This is a genomic window from Pseudomonas sp. IT-232MI5 (assembly GCF_949767845.1).
In the GTDB taxonomy this organism is placed as follows: domain Bacteria; phylum Pseudomonadota; class Gammaproteobacteria; order Pseudomonadales; family Pseudomonadaceae; genus Aquipseudomonas.
In genome coordinates this window covers 99473-118118 of record NZ_CATKQE010000008.1, presented here as the reverse complement: position 1 = coordinate 118118, position 18646 = coordinate 99473, and the positions used below count along the sequence as shown (strand labels likewise).

The 18646-nt window shown below is 58.3% G+C and carries 9 protein-coding genes; 3 read left to right on the top strand and 6 right to left on the bottom strand.

The features are described 5' to 3' along the window. Positions 1-52 precede the first annotated feature (52 nt). The 3 genes from ACM6JQ_RS07700 to ACM6JQ_RS07690 are packed head-to-tail and all read left to right on the top strand — an operon-like array spanning position 53 to position 11923. Complete coding sequence (locus ACM6JQ_RS07700) at positions 53-3784, top strand: Tc toxin subunit A (RefSeq protein ID WP_414893501.1); 3732 nt, start codon at positions 53-55, stop codon at positions 3782-3784. Beyond that, the gene (locus ACM6JQ_RS07695) at positions 3781-7887 is read left to right on the top strand and encodes a neuraminidase-like domain-containing protein (RefSeq protein WP_414893500.1); all 4107 of its coding nucleotides are present in this window, start codon (positions 3781-3783) and stop codon (positions 7885-7887) included. Before ACM6JQ_RS07700 ends, ACM6JQ_RS07695 begins: the two co-directional genes overlap by 4 nt. Then, on the top strand, positions 7838-11923 hold the full coding sequence (locus tag ACM6JQ_RS07690) for an Ig-like domain-containing protein (RefSeq protein WP_414893499.1): 4086 nt from the start codon (positions 7838-7840) through the stop codon (positions 11921-11923). The genes ACM6JQ_RS07695 and ACM6JQ_RS07690 overlap by 50 nt, the downstream gene beginning before the upstream one ends. Here the strand turns inward: ACM6JQ_RS07690 and ACM6JQ_RS07685 are convergent, their stop codons facing one another. From ACM6JQ_RS07685 to ACM6JQ_RS07660, 6 genes are read right to left on the bottom strand one after another with little or no spacing between them, the layout of a single operon-like run. After that, entirely contained in the window at positions 11924-13255 is a 1332-nt protein-coding gene (locus tag ACM6JQ_RS07685) for a DUF58 domain-containing protein (RefSeq protein WP_007949646.1), read from the bottom strand. It lies immediately after the preceding gene. Continuing rightward, positions 13252-14253, bottom strand: coding sequence for an AAA family ATPase (locus ACM6JQ_RS07680; protein ID WP_007912781.1), 1002 nt, complete (start codon positions 14251-14253; stop codon positions 13252-13254). Before ACM6JQ_RS07680 ends, ACM6JQ_RS07685 begins: the two co-directional genes overlap by 4 nt. Then, the gene (locus ACM6JQ_RS07675) at positions 14250-15413 is read right to left on the bottom strand and encodes a DUF4350 domain-containing protein (RefSeq protein ID WP_095112290.1); all 1164 of its coding nucleotides are present in this window, start codon (positions 15411-15413) and stop codon (positions 14250-14252) included. Before ACM6JQ_RS07675 ends, ACM6JQ_RS07680 begins: the two co-directional genes overlap by 4 nt. Beyond that, on the bottom strand, positions 15410-16957 hold the full coding sequence (locus ACM6JQ_RS07670) for a DUF4129 domain-containing protein (protein WP_414893498.1): 1548 nt from the start codon (positions 16955-16957) through the stop codon (positions 15410-15412). Before ACM6JQ_RS07670 ends, ACM6JQ_RS07675 begins: the two co-directional genes overlap by 4 nt. Continuing rightward, positions 16944-17921, bottom strand: coding sequence for a stage II sporulation protein M (locus ACM6JQ_RS07665; RefSeq protein ID WP_007912778.1), 978 nt, complete (start codon positions 17919-17921; stop codon positions 16944-16946). The genes ACM6JQ_RS07670 and ACM6JQ_RS07665 overlap by 14 nt, the downstream gene beginning before the upstream one ends. Then, complete coding sequence (locus tag ACM6JQ_RS07660; RefSeq protein WP_007912777.1) at positions 17918-18643, bottom strand: RDD family protein; 726 nt, start codon at positions 18641-18643, stop codon at positions 17918-17920. Before ACM6JQ_RS07660 ends, ACM6JQ_RS07665 begins: the two co-directional genes overlap by 4 nt. Positions 18644-18646: the final 3 nt, after the last annotated feature.

Sequence of the window (18646 nt, the reverse complement as noted above, 5' to 3'; positions counted from 1 at the left end):
TGACACCACAGTCAGGCGGCCCGGGCCGGTTATCGACTCAAGGAAAGTGACCATGGCTGATTCACTCCGTCCCGCTGCGCAGTTGTTCATTCAACTGTTTGGTGCGCAAACGTCTTCTGCGCAAAACCGGCTTTCAACGCTCTGGAGTTACCTTGAGCAGGGGGGATCGTTTTTCCCTCTGGTCGAAAAGGGTCTTCCGGTACTGGTCGGCGAGTACGGACTTGAGCAGGAAGAGGCCCGGCGCTTTTTGCGTCGGGCCAACAGCCTGGCGACCTATGTGCGGCGTCGGTTTATTGAGCATCACGCGCAGTGGGACAAAGCCGGGTCGACAGGACCGTCCAGCGGTTTGATGTCGCTCTTTGACGGGCCGCAACTGGAGCGAATATTCGATCTGCAGTTGAGCGCCAAATGCCCTTCGGATTCTCTGGAGTCCATGTTCGGGCCTTCGGCGTATCTCGTCTTCCTGTATCGCTTGATTCGCGACTTGATCGAATCCGTTGGTGACGGCACCAAGCTGCCGTTGCATGAACGTCGCACGGATTTGATGAAGTTGACGGTCGACAGTAAAACGGTGAACGCGCCGGAGCCATCAGTCGACGTGATCGTACGCGTGCTACAGGCGTTCATCACTACGAACACGGAGGTTCCAATTGAACAGGCATTGATCAACGCACGCTATCCCAACGGTCTGCCGTATTACCAACATTGGGACACGATTGATGGGGTTGCGGGTTTCAACGGACGATCAGTGGGGGATTTTGCCAACATTGTTGACGGGAAATTCCCCAATTTCTTGCACTCCGGGTCCCTGACCAGTCTTGCCGCTGCTGCCTTGGCTCATGCCTCTCGGCTTGGTCCGTACCAGCAGAAGTTGGTGACTGAAGAATACAAAAATTCCGAGGATATGTATCAGTTCTATCTGGAGAACTTTGGCACCGAAGACGTTGAGTATATGAATCTCAACCAGATATTTTATTTGGCTCAACGTACAAATCTTGTGGCCGAGGAGGTTACAAGTCTTTTTTCGGTTGGGGACTACGCGCCGCGGCGTTCGGACAATGTGGATTACCCCAGTAAACCCGACGTCCCGGAAGGCGGCCGATCCGGCTCGGTTTACATCAATGGTAACGCTCACCCCGGTATCGGTATCAGCACGCAGTCAGGGACTAATCTTCATCGGATACTCGTTAATCCCAATAACCCAAAAGGCTTGAATACATTTGATCGGCTCAACCGCAAGTTACGCCTGGATAAATGGCTGAATCTGCCTCCTGAGCAGACTGACGCCTTGTTGGCGGCAGCGATCAGGGCTGAAGCACGTGGTGCCGAAAAACCTGAGGTGTGGGCGATTTCGGTAAACGTGATCCATGCATTGGGTCTGTTTCAGCGACTGCGTGAACGCTACAACTGCACGGCAGCAGATTTCGCCGTGTTCCTCGATGAACTGTCACTGTACGGTCGCGGTGATGCACTGTCGCAGTTCGATCAGGTCTTCAACAATCAGGACAATTATCGCAAGCCGCTGAAACTCGACGACAAAGCGTTTGCGCTGATACCGACATCGGATCAAGACAATCTGACGGTCAGCCAGCTATGCAGTGGTTTGGGCATTGATCTTCAGACTTACCACTATCTGGCGTTGGCGATAGCCCAGGCTCATGATCTTACCGATGATCTGGTGCGCAGTTCGGCGGTCATCTCCAGTTTCTACCGTTTGGTAAAACTGCCCCGGCTGTTGAATATCACGCCGGTCGAAGGCGTGTTGATGCTCCGTGTGCTGGGCGGAGAAACCTGGCTCAAAGGGCTGGCAGGCAAGCCGCGTATTGTCGACGTGGCGGTTGATGACAGCCGCACTGACGCTACGCCGGGTGTGCTGAGCCTGATCGAAGCCATGCAGGCCTGTGTGCAATGGTGCGAGCAAAGCAACATATCGGTGCTGTGGATGTTGCAGCACGTGAGTGCACCACTGCGTTTAAGCGAGTTCTCGCAGCAGGATCAGCAGTTCTTCGACAAGATCGGCGCCCTCCTGCCCAGCGCGCGGTTGTCCGGTAATTCTTTTCTCCTGGCCGGTATTCCACCGGCCGGAGAAAGCGACTGGCTGGATTTACTCTCGATTGACAGTGAGGGGCTGGCGCCGGTTGTCGATGTCAATGGCCTGATACTGGCCACTGACCTGACGCCGGAAGATTATTTGGCCTTTGCCCGCGAGAAACTCGAATGGGCCGTCAGGAACGGCCTGGAGATTGAGGAAATCCAGGTCAGCGTCTTGGTCGAGATCATGCTCACCGTTCTTCTGCAGGCCAGAGACGCGCAGGTGTCGCTGGTCAGGGAGTCGCTGGCAATCTACGCCGGCATCGAGGGCGAATTGGCCATTCTGGTGTTGGACTGGGTCGATGCCTCGGTATATCAACTGTTGCGCCAGGTGTATGACCGCACCGCCCTCGAATCGCCAGCGAGGGCGCGCAGGCGCGACGAACCTTCCGATCCGTTACTCGAGCTGCTGGCTGTTGTGCGTCAGCGCGCTGAAGTTGTTTCGACACTGGGCTTGAGTGCGGCATTGGTCCGGGACTATCTGGATTATGGATACGCCAAGTGGATCGACCAAATCACCATCATCGATCCCTCTGAAAAATTTGTGTTCTCGGTGCGCATACTTTACGCAATGACCACGCTGACTCGCGCGTTCAGTCTGAGCGAACAGCCGGAGCAGAAGTTGCTGGATTATCTGCGCCAGGTCCATTCATTACCTCCCATGCTCAGCGCCGATGCATTACGCGTGGTGCAGCAGGCCGCGGCCATCAAACTGGCTGAGTTCTTTGCCTGGAGCGCGCAGGAAGTCAGCGAATGTGTTCGCCATATCGATCCTGAAACCCAAGTGTTGAAAACCCTGGATCAACTGGATCTGCTGATGCGCGTTTATCAGTTGTCGATGCAGACCGGTATGGATGCGCGGACCATTTTGCGGATCGGTACCTTGCCGGAGACAATCGATGCCAGTGAGGCCTACGCCCAGGCGGCTGAACTGGCTTTGCTGAGTCAGACCCAGACGCGTGTGCCGGTCGTGCAAGCACCGGGCGAACTGAAGCAGTTGGTCCGGATGACTTGCACCGTAACGCCTACAGAAGTCTTCGCTGGTAAACCAGACGAGAAAGCGATCATTACGATGACGCTTACTGACGCCCGGGGCGCAGCGTTGAAAGGTGTCGCGGTCGACTGGCACTCCGAGCTAGGGACCATCAGCTTGGGTATCACCGATACCCAAGGAGTCCTCACGGCTGAGTATGTTCCGGGCAAAGTCTTGGGCACGGACAGTCTTTATTTTTCCATGAGCCTGCTCGAGCCTGAGTGGGCAGTGAGCATCAACGTCATTGCCGACGCCGAAAGCATGAATTTCCCGACATCGGAAATGTCTCCGGTGCCAACGGAGGTCGTGGAGCTTGGTAAGACAATCACACTTTTCGCCAAGATGGTGGATCAGTACGAAAATCCTGGGGCCAACATGCTGGTGGACTGGGCCTGGGAAGAAGGAACAGATCCCGAGAAAAGGCCAACGATCCGCCCGGCACAGGGGTTCACCGATCAGGACGGTAGAACCACGGTTTATATCACCAGCGCTTTCAGCGGGGAATTCGAAGTCGGTGTACGCAGCCTGGCAAGCGCGAAGGGGATTGTCTTCGAACCCATCAGGTTTGGGGTGTCGCAAGGCCGCAGCCACTCGCTAGAACAAGCGTCACCGCCTTCTGACAGTGACGCGGGAACCTCTTCCACGGAGCAAGGATCATGACATCGAACAACATTGGTCTGTTGCAGGAAAAACGTCGTACCGCGTTGCTTGATTATTGCATCGGGCAAGTAAGGGCGGAGCGTTACCCGCCTTTGCGGACCCCGGAGGACCTGTTCGAATTGCTACGCATCGACCCGCTGGACAGTGCTCGGGTGCAGACGTCGGGGGTGGCCGAAGCGATCAGTTGTGCGCAGCAATACATCAGTGCCGTGTACAACAAAATGGAGCCCGGTTTCGAAAACCACGAATTTCCCCCAGAGCAGTTGGAAAACTGGGCGCTGTACAACAACTACTCGGACTGGGCTGCGGTGCAGATGATCGCGCTCTACCCGGAAAACTACATCAATCCGTTTGTGCGTCAGCGCAAGACGGATCTGTTCAAGACCCTTGAAAACAATCTCAACCAGGCCCGTCTCAACACCGATTCGGTTCAGGCGGCGCTGCAGGATTACTTGCAAGCCTTCGAGCAGATCTGCGATCTGGATGTCGTCAGTGGCTACATGGACGGCACAAACCCTGAGCGCGCCGATTATTATTTTGTCGGGCGTCAGCGGGTGCCGCCGTTCCAGTACTTCTGGCGCAAGGCGCAAATCGAGATAACGCCCACTTGCCGCGCCGTCAACCCGGCGGCGTGGAGTGAATGGAAAGCGGTGGACATTCAACCCGCCGGGCGGGTGCTGGACATACGTCCGGTGATCTGGAACGGACGCCTGTGTCTGGTCTGGGCGGAGTGGCGGGACAAGGTCGGCGAGATCATCAAAACCGATCCTCCGGATCCCGATAAGGACGACAAATCCCGGTTCGTACCGCATCAGCTGGATATCAATGTGGCCTTCATGAGGCAGAACGGCCAGTGGTCGGCGCCTTTGAATTTACGCCATCGCGAGTTTGATGAGGATCTCTCTGCAGGTGCCCGGCTGATTGCAACTGTGTGGGTCGATCCTCAGATCCCCAAAGGCAAGCTGGGGGTATTGCTGGTCAACGATAAAACCGGCACAGGTGCCTTGAAAGAGATCGCGATCATCGATGTGCTGATGCGTCCCGTTACCGGGGACAGTGGTAACTGGCTTGAGCTGGCCAATACGGATCGATTTGTTTCTGCCTTGACGGTTCAGCACCCCTTGGGTCTTGAGGTTACGGTGGTATCCAGCGAGTCGCCGTCAGGCTCCATGGCCGCTTTTCTGGGACTGAACGTCTTCGCCATGCGCGTGAATGACAACGACGTGCTGACGGTTGAGGGCTTTTGCAGGTCAACAGGGTTACCAGGCATCGGGAAGACTGCGTTTACCTTGCAGTTGGAACTTGCAACTGTTAACGACCCTGAACCTGTGAGAAGTGAGGTTGCAATCGCCGGCGATTGGACGATGCAGTTCTTGGGGACCTTCACTCGACCAAAAGGGGCTTGGAACAACGTCAGGTTCACTCTAAAGAATGATACTGAAGGCTTTGGCGGTAAACAGTTTGACCTGACGATTGGCGATCTCTCGGATTTCCTCGCGCCAACGCTGCTGAAAAACACCACGGATGCCGCCCAGTTCCTCGACTTTCAACTGGGCGCTGGCTGGGCGATGCAATACGTTCGGCTCAATTCGCTGTTCGGTCCCGAGTTGGTCACACGCTCCACTGTCTCTCCAGCGACTCTGATTAATTGGGACTCCCAGCATCTGTCAGAGCCGCCGCCTGCCGGTGTTGATTTCGAGGAACGCAATGGCGCTTTCGACGGTGCCAACGGGCTGTTTTTCTGGGAGCTGTTTTTCCACTTGCCGCATTTGATCGCGACACGCTTGCGTGATGAAGAGCGGTTTGCCGAAGCACAGACGTGGTTGCATTTCGTCTTCGATCCCCGGGCTAATGCCGACAGCAGCACGGTACCCGAGAAACCGAATTACTGGCGCTGCCGACCGTTGATCAACGATCTGGGCAATGTCGGCTGTGAAGCCGTGGCGCCCGCCGACCCGGACGCGATTGGATATTCAGCGCCTGTGCATTTGAGGCTGCTGATGTTCATCGAGTATGTGAAGAACCTCATGGCCTGGGGGGACTGGCATTACCGTCAACTGACCCGCGAAAGTCTGGTGGCGGCAAAGCTTTGCTATGTGCAAGCGGGATCATTGATGGGCAAACCGCCTCTGACTCAAACGGTGAACTTGTGGCAGACCGCGACGCTGAAGGACCTTTTGGCCCAAAGTTGCACGCGTACGGCACTGGAAACGTTCGAGCAGACATTGAATTACAGCCTGGCAGATGTTCCGGCCGGCTCCGATAGGGCTCCCATGCTGGGCATGTTGGGGTGTCCGCCGTTCAGGGCACCCATCAATGATGAGTTGTTCACTTGGTTCAACCAGCCGCAGGACCGCATGAACAACTTGCGCAACAACCTGACGATTGATGGCAAGCCCATGCTCCTGCCGTTGTTCAACCCACCGACCGACCCGAACCAATTGCTGCGCGCTCTGGCTGCAGGTGGTGTCGGTGGCGCCAGACCGATGGGCGGACGGCTGGTGGTGATTGCGTTTCGCTGGCGCGTGATCTTCGAGGTTGCCTTGCGTGCGGTGCAGGCCTTGCAGGATTACGGCAGCCAGGTACTCAATCTGCTTGAGCGGCGTGATCGTGCCGAGCAGGAAGAGCTGCAGCAAAACCATCTGGTGGAGTTGGGCAACTACGCCAAAACCGTACAGGAGCAATCCATCGCTCAGTTGGAAGCGAGCATGACGGCGCTTGAGCAGAGCCGGGCAGTGGCGCGGGAACGGGCTGATGCTTACGCAGCACGCTATGACGAAAACGTATCGGCTGTCGAATATCAGGTCATGGCAAACCTGGACCAGTCCAAAGAGCTGGCGCTGGCTGCCAAAATCCTCAAACCGGTAGGCGTGGCATTTGCGACCGCACCCAATATCTTCGGTATGGCGAACGGTGGTTTTCGGATCGACAAAGTTACGGATGCCATCTGCTTTGGCCTGGAAATCGCTTCGTCGATGCTGCAAATCGATGCCGACAAGCAAGCCACCACCGAAGGTTATCGCCGTCGCCGCAATGAATGGGGGCTGCAACGCGATCAGGCGCTGGCAGAAATCGCTGCCATCGATGCGCAGATCGTCGCGCAGAGCCATGCGATTGATGCGGCCAGAACCAACCTCGCGCAAACGCTGCGAGCTAACGCTCAGGCGTTGACGATGTACAACTATCTGAAAAAGCGCGCGACCAATGCCGAATTGTTCGGCTGGATGCTCGGCCAGCTCAAGGCTTTGCACTATCAGGCTTACGACGCGGTGGTCAGTCTGTGCCTCAGCGCACAAGCGGCGATGAGCGCCGAAACCGGCGATTACGATTCATATATTCCCTTGCCGCAGGTCTGGCAGGATCAACGCCACGGTTTGACCGCTGGCGAGCATCTGCGCGCGTATCTGCTGCGTATGGAGCATGAGTACCTGCAGCGCACCGAGCGACGAGTTGAAGTGGTAAAAACCATCTCCTTGCGTCGCCTGTTCAACGATGCAATAGACCCTCAGCTCGGCATCGGTAGTTGGGAGGCTGCATTGGCGCAATTGCTGGCGACCGGCTCGCTGGTGTTCAAACTCACCCAATTGCTGTTCGATCGGGATTATCCGGGACATTACTGTCGGCAGATCAGTTCGGTGGAAATGGACTTTGCAGTGTTGACGGGCCCATTCGAGGACGTGCGCGCGACCTTGCTGCAGATCGGCAGCATGACCACCAGCCGGGCTTCGGTGCAGTCAGTGCAGTACTTGCACAATCCTGATCCTGATGTAGTGGCCCCTTCCGATCTGCTGTTCAACTTGCGTCCGGGCCAGCAGATAGCCCTGTCTGTGGGGATTGCCGACAACGGCATGACGGCGGTGAAGCCAGATGAAGGTTTGCTCTATCCATTTGAAAATACCGGTGTGGTGTCCACCTGGGAGCTGAAATGGCCATGGCATAAAGAACCGCGACAGGAGGCCATGCTGCGCTCGATGAACGATTGCATCTTGCGCATTCGCTATTCGTCCAAGTGCGGAGATCAGTCGTTTACCGATTCGGTGAAGGAGTTGGTCAATGCAGCGCAAGAACGCCTGGCCGGCAAGGGAGTGCGCAATCATGAGTGATCCTGTCGTTCGGATGAATGAAAACCTGGTGTGCAACGGTGATTTCGAAGAAAGGTTCGAATGTTGGGCAAGGACGGGGACAGTTGTCATAGGCACAGCGTATTACGAAAACAAGCCTGTCAAGCACCTCAAAGCGCCGAAGGGCGCGGGGGTCACTCAGGACGTCACACTTCCCAGAGATCCCGATGGCAATGGTGCTTATTGGCTGAGTTTTCTATGGGAAAGCAGTTTCGGCCAATCAGGCTGGGTGAAGATTTCTCAGGGAGAAGCGGAGCATTACCGCATCGAACTCGAACCCGTCGGTAAACCTGATCTGGCACAACAGCGCGAGGGTTTCGGATCTGGGCCAGAGAGGCGATTCAGTCCGACCCTGCATGAGGTAGAACTGACATCGCCCATCTCAAGTTCAAAGCCACTGCGCATCGAAATATACAGCTCGACAGAGTCTTCGAGTCCATTTGGCGAACTCTGGGTTACACGCGTCAAAGTCGAGTTGAAACTCGCGCCACTTGAGTTGCAGGAAATTGAGCTGGACGGCATCTCGTTCCTGCCCTTGCGCAAAATGTACCTGTGTCAGGGCGCCAGCAGCGGCGGAGCTTTTGGCAGCGACGCATTGATCACGCCCCACATGCTCGGTTTTGTACCTGTGCCGGATAACCCTTGGGACGGCACCCAGGTCGCATTGAGCATCGACAATAACCCGCAGGGCGCGATTGTCGCGACGCCTGCCTGGGACACCCCGCAATTGCTGGACGAGCCATGGACGCTCGATTGCCCGCTGATCGATGATCAGGACTACGAATTCACCCTGAGCTTGCGCAACCGTTACACCGCGCAGGCCTACGAGATCCCTGTATCGCTGGGGCATCATCGACTGATTTTTCGTGAGGTGGTCGAGGCCGCTTACTACCCATTGATTGAGCAAAGTGTCCGTTTGGGGGTGCAAGTGGCGTCGTATTACACCGGCCAGCCATTTGCCGGGCTTACGGTGAACTGGGCGACCGCCGAGCGGGGGGTGTTGGCGGCGGCCGTTACTGATGAACAAGGTTGGGCCTACTACTGTTATGAGGCGAAGGCAGCAGGGGACTTCGTTATTGAAGCCTCTGTGGTCAGCCTTTATTACGAGCAGGGTGTGTGGACTCAGACGTTTGACGTGCGGGTACTGGGAGAGGATCCGTGGGCACAGATGACTGTCTGTGAGAATAACGAAATCAGGGACTGGATTGATAACAGTTATCCGAACCGGGGTTCTACCCATTCCATTGATGTAATGCTGGCGGCCAACAGTCCTCTGCGAGGCAGCGACTTCTATCTGCACTGGCACGGTGACAGGCATGAGCAACTGGGTGTCGTGGTCAGTCCGCCTCTGGAAACGGCAGTGCCCATGCCGATCGATGGTGAGGGCACTGCCTCGTGGAGGCTGAGTTGTGAAGACCGGCGCGACGGGATGTTCGAATTGTCACTGGTCTGCTCGAAGCTGTTGTTGCCGTCGCCCAGAAAGCGCATGTCGCTGGCGCGCAACAGGATCAAGATCAAAGAGGTACGCCAGGCCGAGAATAGTCCGGTAGTGGATGAGAACGGAGTTGCGTACCTGCGCTTGCAAGTGGTGCATGTTACTGATCAGGGGGACGGCGAGCCGGTGATCGGTGCGAAGATCGAGTGGCAAACCGACAACGGCATTTTCCGCAGCCAAACGGGAAGCGCTGGTTGGGGGAGCCTGAAGTATTACACCAGAGAACCCGGGATTCACGCGATCACCGCGGCGGTCCGAGCGCATGAATCGGCCGAGTCGCATGAGTGCGAATTTAGCGTGACCGCGATTGCCAGGAGTTCCTGGAAAGACAAGGTCAACATCACATTTGATCGTGGTCGGATCGAACAAGATCTAGGGGTTGCCTGCAAACGAGGTCTCACCCATTCCCTGGAGGTCACTGCCCTCGCCGGCAGTCCTCTTATCGGCCAGGAAATCACGCTGGCATGGGGCATTGACGAACCAGGCATCGGGCTGGTGGTGAGTGAACTTGGCGAGCCCAGGATATTGCGGGCAGATGAACCGCTGATCTGGACTCTGAGTTCTGAATACGCCAAGAGCCGCAGCAGCATGTTCGGACTGCGGTTGTTGACCGATTCACTGGAAGATCGAGAGTTGCTCGGGCGCTTGGTTTCACCGGACATTCACGATGAATTCACTCTGGTTCTGGATCATATGAGCACCGCCCGAGGTCAGTCGCTGTATCCCTGTCTGGGCGCTGTGCACCGGTATATTTTTAGAACCCATGCGCTGAGTGCCCTTGTGGGTCTCATGATTGATTTGGAATGGAACGGAACTCCAGCATCAGAATTGGGAATCGTCCTCGACCCTCCTCCAAAGAGCATCAATGTTATTGATGAAAGTGGCATGACTTGGACATTGAATTGTTTGGCGAGTCGGGTTGCCGGAAGTTTTAGAGTTAATTTTAATGCGGAGCTTGGGGGCCGAACCGATTCAACCACGCTGCACTTGGGCCACAACAAACTCAGCATTGAAACCGTGCGTGAGTCTGCCGTTTTCCCGATCGTGGGTCAGGACCCGGCATGGATGTGGGCGAAGGTCCGTTCGGACTTCTCGGAAGATGCCATGGTTCAAGTACCAACGCAGTGGAAGGTTGATGGTCACTCTGAAGAACGTGTGACTGCTGACGATGGCTGGGCAGGCTTTGCGCATTGGGCAACCACAGGCGGATCGGCGACGGTTGAGGTGTCTGTCAGCAGTCCGTATGACAATGTTACAGATACACGTTCGATGGCGGTCTGTTCGCTGGCCGACGATCCGTGGGATCGATTGCAGTTCAGTATGGACAACGGGACTGCACAGCCTTTTGGCCAGGACACCGGTTTTGCGCGGCGTAAACAGACCCATAGAATCGATATAACTGCTCCGGAAGACACCTTCTTGTCCGGTAAAAGGTTGATGCTGGGCATGGTCGGCACCGGGCCTGAGGCACTCGGTATTCGTTTTACTCAACCAGTACTCGGTTTGCCACGGACCTTCAGCCGCGAGGCGGGATTCACCGATTCCTTCATGGTCGATGACAAGCGTAACGGCAGTTTCGGCTTGTTTCTGGCCTGCGAAAGCCTGGCTCGATGGTCACCTGTCAATGCAATATCGGTGGGTGAAGGCGCGCAAGTGGTGAAGATTGCCGAGCGTTCGCGGCTTAGCCAGACGCTGTACTGGGGCGAAGCTGTGTCCGAGCGGATCACCCTTGTTTCGGCTGTCAGCGGCAGGCCGATGGCGGGGATGAATGTTGTCTGGCGCACTCTGGATCTTGGCGAGGTGACGACGACCACCAACTTCTACGGCGAGGCGTGGATCCGCTTTGTGCCCAAGACTCCCGGAGCGGCGCAACTGACCGCGACGGTGGGGGACGCGCAGTATTCGGAATCGATTTCATTGCCGTATTTCCTGCACGAGCCGCGAGAGATCAAAGAGCTGGTCAGTGATGATTTGACCGGTTATCCGGGACAAGAAATTTCAGCTCAGGCTTTGGTGGTTTCAGCCAATACCGGCGAGCCTTTGGCCAATGTCGAAGTGATGTGGGAGTACGACAACACATCTTTACCGGCAACACTGACGGGTGCCGATGGGATGGCAACGGCGCGCGTTGTCTTGGGCGCAGCAGGTGAGGCTTCGTTGTGGGCGTCGGTAAATGGCAGCTTGGCTGGCTGGGACGTGAAAGCGCTGTGGTTGACTGTCAATGAACGTCCAGCGACTGTGAAGTCCGTTGTCGCCTCGCCGAATCCGGCTTTCGTGAACGACTGGGTAACCATGACTGCGTTGATCGTAGACAAGGCTTCTGGAGAAGCGATACGGGAAAGGAAAATACTTGTCTCCATTAACGGGAGGCCATTCATTGAGTCCAGTACGAATGGCAACGGTAAATACGAAACCGCTTGGAGGGTGATGGATCTGTCGGAAACCGTGTCCCTTGAGGTCAAAGTCGAGAATCCTGACGGGACCTCGAGCAGCGGATCTGTGCACGTCAAGATCGAGAGATGATCAAAGCGCCGCACTTCTTTTCCAGCTCAGATACAGCGTCACCAGTTCGGCCCCCAACTCCGCGGGCCGGACATCCAACACCGGAACGCCATGAGCGCTCAATCGCTCATGGAGTTCTGCCCGCTCATTCATGTAGTTCACCGTGCCGCAGTAAGCCAACGCCTCAGGCAATGTTTGCACCGTGGTCTGACGTAACGTATCCAGCGTTTCTTCGCGCAGACTGGCGACCAGCACCCGATGCTGTGCGCTCAGGCGTTTGACCGCACTCAGCAGTTCCTCATCGTCCTCATCGCGCAGGTTGGTCACCAGCACCACCAGTGCCCGGCGTTTCTGGCGGCTCAGCAACTGATTGGCGGCGGCCTGAAAGTCGGCGGGGCGCTGCGTGCTGTCGAGGTCATAAACCGTGTTGAGCAGCACGTTCAGTTGCCCGCTGCCTTTGACCGGCGCGAGATGGCGTGGCTGATCGCAGGCGAAGGTACTCAAACCCACCGCATCGCCCTGACGCAGCGCCACATAACTGAGTAGCAGACAGGCATTGAGCGCATGGTCAAAGTGCGACAGCTCATCGTCCTGGCTGCGCATGCGGCGGCCGCAATCGAGCAGGAAGATAATCTGCTGGTCGCGCTCGTCCTGATATTCCCGGGCAATCGGTGTGCGTTGACGGGCCGTCGCTTTCCAGTCGATCTGACGCAGGCTGTCGCCTTCACGAAACTCGCGCAGTTGGTGAAATTCCAGGCCCTGACCGCGACGTTGCCGCTGGCGTACGCCGAGCTGGCTGAGCCAGTTGTCCACGGCCAGCAGCTCACCGCCGTAGAGCCGGGCGAAGTCGGGGTAGACGCGGGTCTGATCGCTGACCCTGAGCAAGCGTTTGCCTGACCATAATCCCAAGGGACTGGGCAGGTTGACTTCGCAGTGGGCAAAGCTGAAATGACCGCGTTGGAGCGGGCGCAGGCGATAGCCGAGCAGACTGCGCTGGCCGGGTTGCAATTCAATCGCCAGCGGCAGGTTTTCGAAACTCAAACCTTCTGGCGGGTGGTCGAACAGTTCAATGTGTATCGGCTCGCTGAAGTCATGTTCGATTTCCAGACGCACTTCACCCCAACGGCCTAGTGCCAGACTGCCGGGCATCTGTCGCGTGATGCGCGGTGTCGGCAGACGTTGCAGGCGTAGCGCATCCAGCGCCGCCAGAGCCAACAGCGCCAGCAGCAACCCCCAATTGATCGATACCAGGCTCGCCGGAGTTTCGATCTCCAGTGTGCGCAATGTGCCCAGCACAATACCGATGGTCAGCAGCAAGGCCAGCCAGATCAATAGCAGGCGCGAGGGTTTCACAGACGCGGCGCCGGAATCTGGTCGAGCAGTTGCTGGAGCACTTGATCTACTTGCAAACCTTCAATGTCCAACTCCGGGGCAATGCGTACACGATGGCGCAGCACGGCCAGCGCGCAGCCCTTGATGTCGTCGGGAATCACAAACTCACCGCCACGCAACAAGGCGCGGGCGCGGGCGCAACGCACCAGGGCAATCGACGCGCGCGGCCCGGCGCCAAGGGTCAGCCCCGGCCAGGTGCGCGTGCCGCGCGCCAGACGTACGGCGTAATCGAGGACCTGATCGTCCAGTGGCAGGTCACTGGCGATACGCTGCAAGGCTTGCACGTCCTTGGCTTGCAACACCGTGCGTAGCGGTTGCACATCAAGCATGTCAGCGCGGGTCGAACGGCAGACCTGACGCACCATGTTCAGCTCTTGATCAGCGTCGGGGTAGTCCATGCGTACCTTGAGCATGAACCGGTCGAGTTCGGCTTCCGGCAGGGGATAAGTGCCTTCCTGTTCGATCGGGTTCTGCGTGGCCAGGACCATGAACGGTTGCGCGATGGGCAGGGCACGACCTTCGAGTGTGACCTGACGCTCCTGCATCGCTTCGAGCAAGGCGGCCTGGGTTTTCGCCGGCGCGCGGTTGATCTCGTCGGCCAGCAACAGGTTGGTGAACAACGGGCCTTTGCGCAGCTTGAACTGTTCGGTTTGCAGGTCGTACACAGCGTGGCCGGTGACGTCGCTGGGCATCAGGTCCGGGGTGAATTGAATCCGTGCAAACTCGCCACCGAAGCAGCGGGCCAATGCCCGCACCAGCAGGGTCTTGCCCAGCCCCGGCACGCCTTCAAGCAACACGTGACCACCGGCGATAAGTGCCGTCAGCACGTCGTCGATTACCTGGTTCTGGCCAATCAGCGCTTTCTGCAATTCGCCGCGCACCGCTTGTGCCAACTGGCTGGCACGCTGGCGTTGCTGGGCGGCGTGGCTGGCGCTGCCGGGCTCGATCTGTTCAGTCATAGCGTGTTCCTCAGGGTTTGCAGGTGGGCGACCTGGCGGCAGAAATCGGCGCTGGAAACCCGCCGGTTCGGCACCGGGCTCAGGGCCTGGCTGATAGCGCGGGTGGGTTGTCGGGTCAGGCGCGACAACGCCAGCCATTGTTCGGCAACGTTCAATTGGTCAAAGCCTGGATGGCGGCGGCGGGCGCGGCGCAGCACGTCCTGTTGCAGTGCTTGCAGCAGCGCCTGCTGGCCGTTGTGGCGCAACAGGAAATCGGCGCTGGCGCGCAGGTGTTCATGCAATTGCCGACGTCCACTCGGGGCGGGTAATTGCAGTGGGCCGTGGCGTACGCCGACGTGCCAGAGCCACAGGCCGATCAATGCGAGCAGGGCGACGATGGCTTGCGGGAAGTAGCGCCAGAGCAAGGTGAGCAGACCATCATGCTCGGTGTTGTAGATCAACGTGACGTCGGTGTCGGCGCTCAAATACCAGAGCAGCCAGGCGTTGTCGTACTGGGCGATGGCTGCGGTTTTCCACAGATCGGCGTCGGTGACCACGGTAATCGTGCCCAGGCTGTAGGGCAGTTGCATCATGTGCGTGGCTTTGGCGCTGTTGGCCCAGGCTTGCGCAAGATTCTTCGGGTCGTCGAGGTGGAAGTCGGTGTCGAAGCCAGCGTAGGCCGGTGCGTCTTCGTCTTCCAGATAGAGTTTGGTCAGTTGCGGGAAGCGATCGGGTTCAGCGTCGGCGGGCAAGTCTTTCAGATCCTTGCTCAGGGATTGATGCAGTTGCACCTGATCGAGCAACAGGTCGTTGCTCTGTCTGGTTTGCTCATCCCACAGCGATTCGGCGACGAACACCAGACGTCCGCCGGCTCGCGTCCAGTTCAACACTTGATCGACCTGCCGCGGCGTCATTCGCGAGCGGTCGTTGAACAGCAGAAGCGTATGCCGGCGCGGATCGATATCGGGGAGCATCGCGAGGCTTTCGGCATGGCTGACGTTGAGGCCGCGCTCACGCAAAAACAGCTCGGCCGCCAGATAAGGATTGGCTTGCGCGGCGGGCGAGGGGCCGTGATCGACTGCTTCCTGATAAGGCTTGGCCTTGAGGACGAGGAAAACGCTCAGCGCGCCCAGCAGCAAGGCGATCAACGCAGCGACCCACCACAGTGTCCAGCGACTCAACGGGCGGCTCCGGGGCCGAACAAGGCGCGCCAGCCATCGCACAATTCCTGCTGCAGAGACGCCGCCGGCACGCGATGCCCGTAGGCCATGTTCTGCCAGTGGGTAGTCAGGTTGCGGCTGAACGCGAGCAGCTCGGGACGCTGCAATTGTTCAACGTGCGCCAGTACCTGGAGTTCGGTGTCGGCGGGTTTCAGCGTCAGGTCGAAATCGTGGAGCAGATGGCTGAGCAGTCCTCGATACAACAGGCCCAGTGCTGCGCGGGGTTGGCTTTGCCAGAGTTGTTCGGCGCTGGTGGCGATGTCGTCAGGCAACGCGTCGCGGTTCAAGTCCAGGCCAAAGGCTTGTTGCGGCACCGCACGTTTGGGCTTTGCCGGCAGTCTCGGGCGGCGGCTGACGAAGGCTTGGAGAAAATCGCGATAACGCCAGATCAGCCAGCCGATTGCAGCGATGACCGCCCCCCACAGCAACACTTCAATGAGCTTCGCCAGCACGTTGAGGTGTTGCCCGTCGAGCCAGCCCAACAGGCTTTTCAGCCACTGCGGCGCTTCACCCGGTGTTTGCGCTTTGGCCGGTTCTGCGGGGTCCTCGCCGAAGCGATAGCGGGTGACGAATTCCTTGTTCTTGAACGGCGGTTGCTCAAGCAGTGCCTTGATGCTGTCACGCGATGCCTGACTGGTCAGCGGCTGATTCAACAACCGCGGTGTCTGTGGACCGTCATCGGGCTCGGCGGCCCAAACCGTGGGCACGTTCGGCACAATCAGACAGACTGCCAGCAGCAATCCCAACACACCGTTGTTCAGACGCTGACGCAAGCGGCGGAATACCAATTCGATGTCCCATGCTTCCAGTTGCGTGCGCCGGTTCAGATAAAGGCTGAAGCCGCAGGCGACGTAGACCGGTTCCCACACCACGAGCACCAGCGCATAGAAGACATTGGTCAGATGTTCCAGCCAGCGCCACTCGTTGTCCGCCGCGAGAACCAGTGACTGCCAGTCCCAATCCGTTTCGATCTGCTGCGGCAGCAACATGTAGAACAGCACCATCAGGCCGATCCACAACGCGGTTTCCAGATGCACGCCGATGATGGTCAGCCATTGCGCCGCGCCGGCGTTGCGTTGCAGCAGCACCTGCAGGCGCTGTTGCCGGGCGCTGCCATCGAGGCCTTCGAGTTGCAGCACCGGCAATAGAAAGCTGCGGCTGAAACTCAGGCGGCGCCAGGTCAGGCTGGCCAGCAGTTGGGGTCTGAGCAGGCGCGGCCATTCGCGCAAGGCTTGTTTGAGCGTCGGCGTTTCGCCAAACAGCGCTTTCGACAGGATGTACAACGGCAGGCGTTCATACGCCGGTTTCAGCCACCAGAAGATAAACACCGCCAGTGATGGCGAATCCCACAGCAACAGGCTGAGCACGGCGAACAGCGGCAGGGTGACGATCGCCCAACTGCTCATCAGCAGACGCCGATGTTGCTGGCTCATCAGCACACCAAGGTCCATGGCTTCCCAGGTTGTGCGCGGACGGATCACCACGGTGGCGTCACTCAGGCGCATGGCGGGTCCTTCCGGCGAACGACAGATAGATCGCAACCAAGGCCCAAAGTCCGGCCCCGACCAGATATTTTGTCAGCGGCGTGACGCTGGTTTTCGATGACCAATAGGCTTCGATAAACGCGGCAATCAGCAGGAACAACATCACCCCGCAGACCAGCAATACGCTCTTGCGCGCGGCCCGTTTCAGCGCTTCGCCGCGAGTCAGCCGTCCGGGTGCGATCAAGGCCCAGCCGAGTTCCAGGCCAGCCGCGCCAGCGAGGGCAATGGCGGTGAGTTCAAAGGCGCCGTGGGCGATGACGAATGACCAGAAAGTCTGGCCGAAACCGATCTCGCTCAGGTGCCCGGCCACCGCGCCGATGACCATGCCGTTGTAGAACAGAAAGAACGCACTGCCCACGCCCATCAGCAAACCGCTGGCAAAGGTCTGAAAGGCGATGCCGATGTTGTGCATCACGTAGTAACCGAACATCACCCAGTCTTCGCTGGCCGCGCGTTCGGCGGGGCGCCCGAGGTGGCCGGCGACCGGGTCGTACATGCCTTGCATTTCACGCACCTGATCGGCTGGGATCAGGTTGTAGACCAGCTCGGGAAACACATATACCAGCATGCCGACGCCGATCAGGCTGCCAAAGAACAGCAGGCTGGCAACCAGTACAAAGGGCCATTCGGCGCGCACCAGACGTGGAAAGTCAGCGAGAATGAAACTCAGCAGATTGGCACCGAGCCGGCTGCGGTGGCGGTACAGCTGTTGATGCCCGCGTAACACCTGTTGCTGCAATGAGTCGATGAGAAAACTGCTGTAACCGCGCTCCTGTGCCAGCGCAAGATGCTGGCAAAGCCTGCGATAGGCCTTGGGGAAACCGGCGACTTGTGAGGTGTCCTTGCCCCGTTCAAGGCGTTCGAGGGCCAGCGCAAAACGCTCCCATTCGTCCTTGTGGCGACTTTCGAAAAGGCTTTGCTTCATGTCGGGCCCAACAAGCCGCGAGCGATGCCGTTGAGTTCAGCGACAGCTTTGGGCGCAGAAATATGCAGGGGCTGGGCGAGCAGGGCCGCCAGTTCATTGACCCGCGCTGGCGATAACTCTCCTTGGCGCTCGGCGAAACCAAGCACGGCGCGTTGTTCGCTGAGGGTGAGTGGCACGGGTGAGCGCCGCGGTTCGGCGTCAGGCAATTGTGGACGGCTGAGCGGGCGTTCACTGTAGATCACCAGCGTACCGGCAGCCATGTCACCGAGGCGTTTGAAGGTCGGGTGTTGCAGGCAACTGAGGGTGCCGAGAAAGTAGCCAAAAGGCAGCAGATCGACAAAGCGCAGCAAGTTTCGCAATAGCGACGCCGACCAGCCGATCGGTGTGCCGTCGTCGTGCACCACGCGCAGCCCCATCCATTGTTTACCCGGCGAGCGGCCCTGACGCAGCACTTCGAACAGCACCATGTACCACCAGCTGATTGCAAACAGCAGCAGCGAACCAAGACCCATGCCGAGCTTGCCGAGAAACGCCAGGGCAATGAAAAGCACGCCCATGATCACGCCGCGAATAACCAGATCGAGCGCAAAGGCCACGGCACGCACCATCAACCCGGCGGGACGCAATGGCAGGTCGATGCCTTCCGGCGTTTCGACCTGATGCCGCGTATCCAGCGGCGGGGCCAGCGGTGCTTTCCTTGGCGGTGCTGTGGGCTCGAGCATGGG

Excerpts from the sequence above, each read along its gene's own strand:
- ACM6JQ_RS07700 (WP_414893501.1), top strand. The coding sequence starts at position 53 with ATGGCTGATTCACTCCGTCCCGCTGCGCAGTTGTTCATTCAACTGTTT.
- ACM6JQ_RS07695 (WP_414893500.1), top strand. The coding sequence starts at position 3,781 with ATGACATCGAACAACATTGGTCTGTTGCAGGAAAAACGTCGTACCGCG.
- ACM6JQ_RS07690 (WP_414893499.1), top strand. The coding sequence starts at position 7,838 with ATGCAGCGCAAGAACGCCTGGCCGGCAAGGGAGTGCGCAATCATGAGT.
- ACM6JQ_RS07680 (WP_007912781.1), bottom strand. The coding sequence starts at position 14,253 with ATGACTGAACAGATCGAGCCCGGCAGCGCCAGCCACGCCGCCCAGCAA.
- ACM6JQ_RS07670 (WP_414893498.1), bottom strand. The coding sequence starts at position 16,957 with ATGCGCCTGAGTGACGCCACCGTGGTGATCCGTCCGCGCACAACCTGG.
- ACM6JQ_RS07665 (WP_007912778.1), bottom strand. The coding sequence starts at position 17,921 with ATGAAGCAAAGCCTTTTCGAAAGTCGCCACAAGGACGAATGGGAGCGT.
- ACM6JQ_RS07660 (WP_007912777.1), bottom strand. The coding sequence starts at position 18,643 with ATGCTCGAGCCCACAGCACCGCCAAGGAAAGCACCGCTGGCCCCGCCG.